Here is a 7,198-nt window from a genome sequence, read left to right on the forward strand (position 1 = left end):
GCAGGCTGCCGAGGGCGGCGGGGACGAGCACGTCCACGTCGGCGGTCAGGCAGTTCTGCGGGCTGGCCCAGGCGGCGCCGGCGGCGCCGGCGAGCGCACGTCGACTGTCGTCGACGTCGCTTGTTACCAGCGTCGCGCGTGCGTCGGCGAGCATCCGCAGCACGTGGCCGCCGACGCGGCCAAGGCCGAGCACGGCGAAGCTACGCGTGGACAGGTCGGACGATCCGAACCGCTCGGCGCACAGCGCATGCAGTGCGGCGATGACGCCGACGGCGGTGTGCTCGGAGGAGTCGCCGCTGCCACCGGCGCCAACCGGCCGGCAGAACGCGTACTGCGTCCGCTCCGCGATCGTGACCATGTCGTCCGGGCCGGTGCCCACGTCCGGGCCGGTCGCGTAAGTGCCGCCGAGACCGGCGATGACGTCGCCGACGTCGTGCAGCACCGCCCGACGGGCGGCGCCGTCCAGTGTCATGCCGAGGGGCAGGGCGACGACGGTCTTACCGCCACCGTTGGACAGCCCCGCCAGCGCGCACTTGTCCGACATCGCGGCCGAGAGCCGCAGCGCGTCGTCCAAGCCGTCGCGCCAGTGTGGGTAGTGCGCCACCCGGCATCCACCGATGGCCTGGCCGAGCGCGGTGGAGTGCACCGCGACGACGATCGGCAGACCGGACTGTGCGCCCCGCCTGACGACGACGTGTTCGTGCATGGACTCGGTGTCAATGTCGGTCGCGACCATGATGGCTTCCCCCCGCATGCTCGTCGGAACGGGACCGACAGTAGGCACATGGCCGGCACCAACTGGCTCTCACCGAACGTCGTTCGGGAAGGTGGCAAGATCTCGGTCGTGGACGAACTTGATACGGCGATCATCCAGCATCTGCAGACACATGCGCGGCAGACCAACCGTGAACTGGCCCGCGCGGTCGGCATCGCGCCGTCGACCTGCCTCGAGCGCGTGCGGGCGCTGAGGGAACGAGGCGTGATCACCGGATACCACGCCGAGATCAGCCTGACCGCCCTCAATCGCGGCGTTCAGGCACTGCTGCACGTGCAGGTCCGGCCGCTGAGCCGCACCGTCATCGACGGCTTCAAGAAGTACGCGATGGGGCTTCCCGAGGTGCTGTCGGTGTTCGTCGTGGCAGGCGGCGACGACTTCCTCGTACACGTCGCCGTGCCCACCGTGGACAGCCTGCACGCCTTCCTCATGGACAAGTTCAGCGGACGCCGCGAGATCGTCGGCTTCCGCAGCTCAGTGATCTATCAACACGCCCGGAAACAGGTCATCGAACCACTCGACCTGTGAGCGAAAAGCGGCCGTCTGAGGTGAACCAAGGGCGACCAACGGTGGCGATCGCCGGGCAGCGTCCAGTGCTGGTCAGGGGCCGTTCGGTCCGATTGAAGCGGATACGCCTACGGCCTTCCACATTGCAACGCCAAGTGACGCCGTCGCCCCCGCTGGGCCGTCTCTAGGTGGTGAAGTCCGCAGGAGCACCCTCACCGACGCGACCGTCCACTGATTCGCGGAGGATGTCGGCGTGGCCGGTGTGCCGTGCGTACTCCTCGACCATGTCCAACAGCATGGCGCGCACGGTCGGGGTGCGACCGTCCGGCCACGTGAAGGACGCTGGTCCGTCGAGCCCGCGCTCCCTGATGACCTCAGCGACGAGCTTGCGCGACCGCTCGACCGCTTCTCGCCACAGCGCGTAGACGTCGTCCGGAAAGTCCAGCGCGCCGGTGCGCCATTCCCAGTCAGGATCGGCGTCGAAGTCCACGGCGTCCCACGGTGCTCCGTGGTCGAGTCCGGCAAGCTTGACAGCCAGCCAGTCCGCCTCGACCAGGGCCATGTGCTTGACGAGCCCACCGAGTGTCATCGCGCTGGCGGCCGTGGTCGCACGCAGACCCTTCTCGTCGAGCCCCGACGTCTTCCAGGCGAAGGTCCGGCGGTTGCGGTCGAGGACAGACAGCAGGGAGTCGGCCTCGGTGGGAGTTACGGACGGGGAATGCTCTGCAGCCGTCTCGCTCATGACCGGGAGCATAGCCAGATCGCTCGAGTCGTTGTGATCAAGTAGTGGCTGATCACCGCTCGTACCTGCTTCGATGTCTGGATCGGGCCGGACGAGGAAGCCGTCGCGAAGCGACCTGGCCGCTACCCACGCGCGCCGTGAGTCCGCCGGTGAGCCAGCACAGGGCGAGCGTCGCGAGGAGGCTCACGAGCGCGGGGATCTGCCAGAAGCGGGCGTCGGCGACTTCGTCCGGGGTCTCGGGTGCGATGAGGCCGCTGGGATCCACGAGCACGGTCATCCTGTCGCCAACGGCGAAGTCCTCCAAGCTTCGACAGATCTCGCCGAAGATGGGGCTGCCGTCGGTGCGCTGCAGGCGGTAGCAGTGCTCGTCGTCGCTGCTCCCGCGGTCGAGAAAGCGGCTGGCGTCGTGGTCCACGACGGTCGCCGCCACCGGTTCTCCCCGCACCGCCAGCACCGTGAGCCGGGGAGCGAACATCATCGCGATCATCAGGAAGAGGGACGCGACGAACGCGGCCATCGCGGCGGCCTTCACGACGAGCGAGGCGGCCTCCCACACGCCGACGGTCAGCACGAGTTGGCTGGCCACCAGCAGGGCGATGACCGACGAGATGACCGGCAGCCACTCCGACCACGCGAACAGATCAGTGACCGCCGCGACCCCGCCGGGCGCCGTGAAGCACGCAATCAGGGAAAGCCGGTGTCGGCGCGCGGTGTCGCCGTGAGGGCGGGACGGTGCCACGGCCTGGATTGTGGCCCGGGCTCGCAAGGGGAGCACTCCGCTGCTCTCGGGCCTTGTGTTTCGCCGGACAGGTCACCTGGTCGGGAACAGTTCAACGCGACGTGCGGGTGAGGCGCCGTCCGACGAACCCGGCCGCCGTCAGCAGGACGGCGACGGCCACGAGCGCGAACAGGGCGACACGTCGCGCACCCTGGTTCCCGGCGTCCTCCACCCCGGGAGCGAGGTGGTCGGGGTCGTAGCGGATGCGTACCCGGTCGCCCTCGTCGAGGTCGGGGCTGCAGCTCGTGCACTCCGCGGTCAGGGTGTCGCCGCCGGGGGCGGTGAACTCCACGGTGACCGTGCTGCCGCGCGGGAAGCGGTCGACCTGGACGACGGTGGCGTCCGTGGTGATGCCGCGCTTCGCGAGGCCGATCGCGGTCGTGCCGTTGTAGAGACCGACGCAGCACATGAAGGTGGCGCCCACGGTGAGGGCGATCAGCGCGCCGATCAGGTTGCGCCGGCGCGGGTCGAGGTGGTCCCGTCGTCCGTCCACGTCGCGATGCTAGGCGCCGGCGCCCCCACCCGGCTGCCCGGTCGCCTGGCCGGACGGCGTCCTCACCGGTGATGCAGCCGGTCGATCTCGGCGACCACGTGGTCCGCGTGCGGGCGTACCTGCGCCATCAGCTCGTCGCTCCAGGTCTCCTCGGTGTACCGGCGGTGGAGGTACAGCTCCCTGGCGTGGTCGAGGACGGGGCGGTGCGCCGGTGGGAGCCGGGTCAGGGCCCAGTCCGCGGCGGCGTCCTTGGATCTGATCTGGCCGGTGGCGAGGGTGGTCCAGATGCGGGCGAGGGTCAGCAGCACGTTGCGGGTGTCGTCGTCGAGGGCCTGGAGCAGGCCGGGGATGCCCGCCACGGTCGCCCGCACCAGGTCCGCGTGCGGTACCGGGTCGAGGACCTGCGCCGGTGGCGGACCGGTGAGCGGATGATCGCCGGCCAGCGCCATGGTGACGAGGAGGGCGAGGTCGGGCATCGGGACCGGCTGCGGCGGCCCGCCGGCCTCGAACTCCTGGCGTAGCCACTCCCCGTAGAGGAAGTCGCAGGTCGGCGGGAACCGCCAGGGGCGCACCGCCGACTGGACGACCACGACGAGTTCGACGGGGCGGGCCTGGTTCCGGGAGCCGGAGATGCCCAGGAGCCCGTTGAGGAGTTGGCGGCGCTCGGGATCGGTCATGGTGCGGCGGGACACGACGAGGACGTCCACGTCGCTGGCCGGTTTGAGGCCGCCGAGCACCGAGGAGCCGTGCAGGTAGCTGCCGATGACCGCCGGTCCCAGTGCGCGCCCGACCAGTGAGACGATCTCCTGAACCTGATCCATCGCGCCAGTGTCGACCACCGTGCGGTCACCCCGCACCGGCGTTTCCGCCGGATCGTGGAGAGTTGGCGTCCGCTTCGAACGACAACTCTCCGCGATCCGCGGGGATCAGTACGCGTAGGTGACGGAGATGGTGGCGGCGGGGCAGTTGTTGGCCCAGCTGGTCAGGGCGCTCTTCTCCGCACTGTCCACGGTGAGGCGCCACCGGGTCTTCACCGCGACCCACTCGCCGATGTAGCGGCAGCGGGCGGAGGCGTACGACGGCATCCAGGTGGCCGGGTCCTGGTCGCCCTTGGCCTGGTTGACGTTGTCGGTGACCGCGGCCAGCGCGCGCGAGTCGCCCAGGTCGTTGGCGTACGCCTGGCGGCGGCTGGTGGTCCAGTTGCGGGCGCCGGAGTCCCAGGCCTCGGCGAGCGGCACCATGTGGTCGATGTCGAGGTCGCCGGTGAGGGTCCAGTAGGCGTTGTCGTAGTAGGAGTACCAGCGGCCGCCGGAGAGGGTGCAGGTGCCGCTGATCGTGGGCTTGGTGGTGGCCTCGGTGTAGAGGACCTCGTTGCGGGTGTTGCAGCCGTCGCCGTCGGCGTCGATCCAGTGTGGGAAGAGGTCGCGGCTGTAGCCGGTGCGGACCTCGGTGGCGACGGGGAGGGCGGCGACGGCGGCGGTCAGCGAGGCGGAGTAGCTGGCGGCCCAGGCGGGCTGGGTGAGGCCGAGGGTGGCGGCCAGGATCGCGGCGAGGCTGATGGCCGTGGCGCGCAGCGTGCGGGTCATGGGACTCCATCCGGATGGGATTGTCAGGTGCTGGCACCCATATAGACAGAGCTGGAAGTAATGGTCTAGATCAAGTTCCGTGAACAGTGGATGACCGGAATCGGACGGAGGCCGCTTCCGGCGCGGAACCGGGCGGACGAGCGGCCGGGCAGGTGTGTGTCGGCCGGGCCGGGGTAGACGCCCGGGGCAGCGGCGAGACGAGGTGGGAGGACCGGTGGACTCGTACCCCGCGGTGGAGGACCACGGCCTGATCGGCGATCTCCAGACGGCGGCGCTGATCACCAAGGACGGCACCCTGGACTGGTTCTGCGCACCCCGGTTCGATTCGCCGAGCATCTTCGGCGGCCTGCTCGACCGGCGACGCGGTGGGTATTTCCAGCTCTCACCGGACGGTGTCGACTACACCAGCAAGCAGCTCTACCTGCCGGGGACCCCGATCCTCATCACGCGCTTCCTCAGCGCGGACGGGGTGGGCGAGCTGGTGGACTTCATGCCGGTCGCGGGTGACCGGGCCACCGGCCGCCACCGCCTGGTCCGGATGCTGCGGATGGTGCGCGGCAGCATGCGGTTCCGGTTGGAGTGCCGCCCCCGGTTCAACTACGGGCGGGACCGGCACGAGATGGAGGTGCACCCGACCGGCACGGTCTTCCGCAGTCCCGCGCTCTCGCTCACCCTGCATCCCATCCGGTACGACGACCGCCTCTCCGAGGAGCACGAGCGCGAGCGGACCGAGGAAGGCGTCCACCTGGTCGCCACCCTGCACGAGGGTGAGGCAGGCGGCGTGGTCCTGGAGACGGGGTCCCCGGGACCGCCGCGGACCTACCCGCCGGAGGAGGCCCGCGAACTGCTCGAACAGACCCGCGACTACTGGCGGGGCTGGATGGGCCGCTCCTGCTACACCGGGCGGTGGCGGGAGATGGTCGAGCGGTCGGCCATGACGCTCAAACTCATGACGTACGCCCCGACCGGCGCGCTGATCGCCGCCCCCACCGCCGGGCTGCCCGAACGGGTGGGCGGCGAACGCAACTGGGACTACCGCTACACCTGGATCCGGGACGCGTCCTTCTCGGTGCACGCCCTGCTCAGCCTGGGCTTCACCGACGAGGCCTGGCAGTACCAGCACTGGCTCGACGACCGGATCCGGGAGGCCGATGCGGAGGGTACGCCGCTGCAGATCATGTACCGGGTCGACGGCTCACCGGACCTCACCGAGGAGGTGCTCGACCATTTCGAGGGCTACCGCGGGTCCGCCCCGGTGCGGATCGGCAACGGCGCGGCCAACCAACTGCAACTCGACGTCTACGGCGAGGTGCTCAACTCCCTGTACCTCGCCAGCGATCGTGGCCTGAAGGGCTCCTACGAGGGCTGGCGGAGCCTGGTCCGGGTGGTGGACTGGCTCTGCGCGCACTGGGACCAGCCCGAGGACGGGATCTGGGAGACGCGGGCCGGCCGCCAGGACTTCACCTACGGGCGACTGATGTCCTGGGTGGCCCTCGACCGGGCCGTCCGGCTCGCCCACCGGCACGGGCGCCCCGCCGACCTCGTCCGGTGGACGGAGACCAGGAACCGGATCTACGAACAGATCATGGCGCGCGGCTACCACCCGGGACGCCGGACCTTCGTCCAGCACTACGCCACGGACGTGCTCGATGCGTCCCTGCTCGCCATGCCCTCGCTCGGCTTCGTGGCGCCCACCGATCCGATGTGGCAGGCGACGCTGCGGGCCATCGACGGCGAACTCGTCTCCGACAGCCTGGTCTACCGCTACGACCCGGCCGCCACGGCGGACGGCCTCGCCGGCAGGGAGAGCACCTTCACCATGTGCACCTTCTGGTACGTGCAGGCCCTCGCGGAATCCGGTCGGCTCGACGACGCGCAGCTCACCTTCGAGAAGATGCTCACCTACGCCAGCCAGCTCGGCCTCTACTCCGAGGAGATCGCCCCGACCGGAGACCAGGCCGGCAACTTCCCGCAGGCGTTCAGCCACCTGTCCCTCATCAGCACCGCGGCGAACCTCGACCGGCTTCTCGACGGCCGCCGCTGACCACTCGGAGAGAAACCCGCTGTACCGACCGGTCCGGCCCGCTACGGTGACCGAAGTACGGGTTACCGGCCCGGCCCGGGCGGGTAACCGGCCCCCCCGACCAGCAGCGCGGGGCCCCGGCCGCCGTCCACGCGACCGCAGCCCCGGAGATGCGGCTGTGACGCCCGAGGACGAGCATGGGGGTACGACGAAAGGGGCGGAGATGACCGACGACATCGCTTCGGAGGTTCCGCCGGACCCGGCTCCCGTGCTGAGCGCGCCGGCCGGGCCACC

Annotated in this window: 8 protein-coding genes; 2 read left to right on the forward strand and 6 right to left on the reverse strand. The window is 70.3% G+C overall.

The genetic code is table 11. From position 1 onward, the window contains the following. The coding region (locus ACW0Q9_RS27505) for a Glu/Leu/Phe/Val dehydrogenase dimerization domain-containing protein (RefSeq protein WP_456186165.1) at window positions 1–736 on the reverse strand (736 nt) is incomplete at its 3' end. Window positions 737–784: 48 nt separating this feature from the next. Between ACW0Q9_RS27505 and ACW0Q9_RS27510 the strand changes: the two genes are divergently transcribed. Beyond that, a complete protein-coding gene (locus tag ACW0Q9_RS27510; protein ID WP_456186167.1) occupies window positions 785–1,303 on the forward strand; it encodes an Lrp/AsnC family transcriptional regulator in 519 nt (172 codons plus the stop codon). 163 nt (window positions 1,304–1,466) lie between these two features. Here the strand turns inward: ACW0Q9_RS27510 and ACW0Q9_RS27515 are convergent, their stop codons facing one another. From ACW0Q9_RS27515 to ACW0Q9_RS27535, 5 genes are all read right to left on the reverse strand, one after another. Continuing rightward, window positions 1,467–2,024, reverse strand: coding sequence for a DinB family protein (locus tag ACW0Q9_RS27515; RefSeq protein WP_456186169.1), 558 nt, complete (start codon window positions 2,022–2,024; stop codon window positions 1,467–1,469). A gap of 52 nt (window positions 2,025–2,076) precedes the next feature. After that, on the reverse strand, window positions 2,077–2,763 hold the full coding sequence (locus tag ACW0Q9_RS27520) for a hypothetical protein (protein ID WP_456186171.1): 687 nt from the start codon (window positions 2,761–2,763) through the stop codon (window positions 2,077–2,079). A 91-nt stretch (window positions 2,764–2,854) separates the two neighbouring features. Further along, a complete protein-coding gene (locus tag ACW0Q9_RS27525; RefSeq protein ID WP_456186173.1) occupies window positions 2,855–3,295 on the reverse strand; it encodes a DUF3592 domain-containing protein in 441 nt (146 codons plus the stop codon). 62 nt (window positions 3,296–3,357) lie between these two features. Beyond that, window positions 3,358–4,116, reverse strand: coding sequence for an aminoglycoside adenylyltransferase family protein (locus tag ACW0Q9_RS27530; protein ID WP_456186175.1), 759 nt, complete (start codon window positions 4,114–4,116; stop codon window positions 3,358–3,360). Window positions 4,117–4,221: 105 nt separating this feature from the next. Next, window positions 4,222–4,881, reverse strand: a complete 660-nt coding sequence (locus ACW0Q9_RS27535; protein ID WP_456186177.1) for an HNH endonuclease family protein — start codon at window positions 4,879–4,881, stop codon at window positions 4,222–4,224. Between the two features lie 214 nt (window positions 4,882–5,095). On the opposite strand from ACW0Q9_RS27535, the gene ACW0Q9_RS27540 reads away from it, so the two are divergent. Beyond that, the gene (locus ACW0Q9_RS27540) at window positions 5,096–6,925 is read left to right on the forward strand and encodes a glycoside hydrolase family 15 protein (protein WP_456186179.1); all 1,830 of its coding nucleotides are present in this window, start codon (window positions 5,096–5,098) and stop codon (window positions 6,923–6,925) included. Window positions 6,926–7,198: the final 273 nt, after the last annotated feature.

This window comes from Micromonospora sp. I033, from assembly GCF_053890995.1.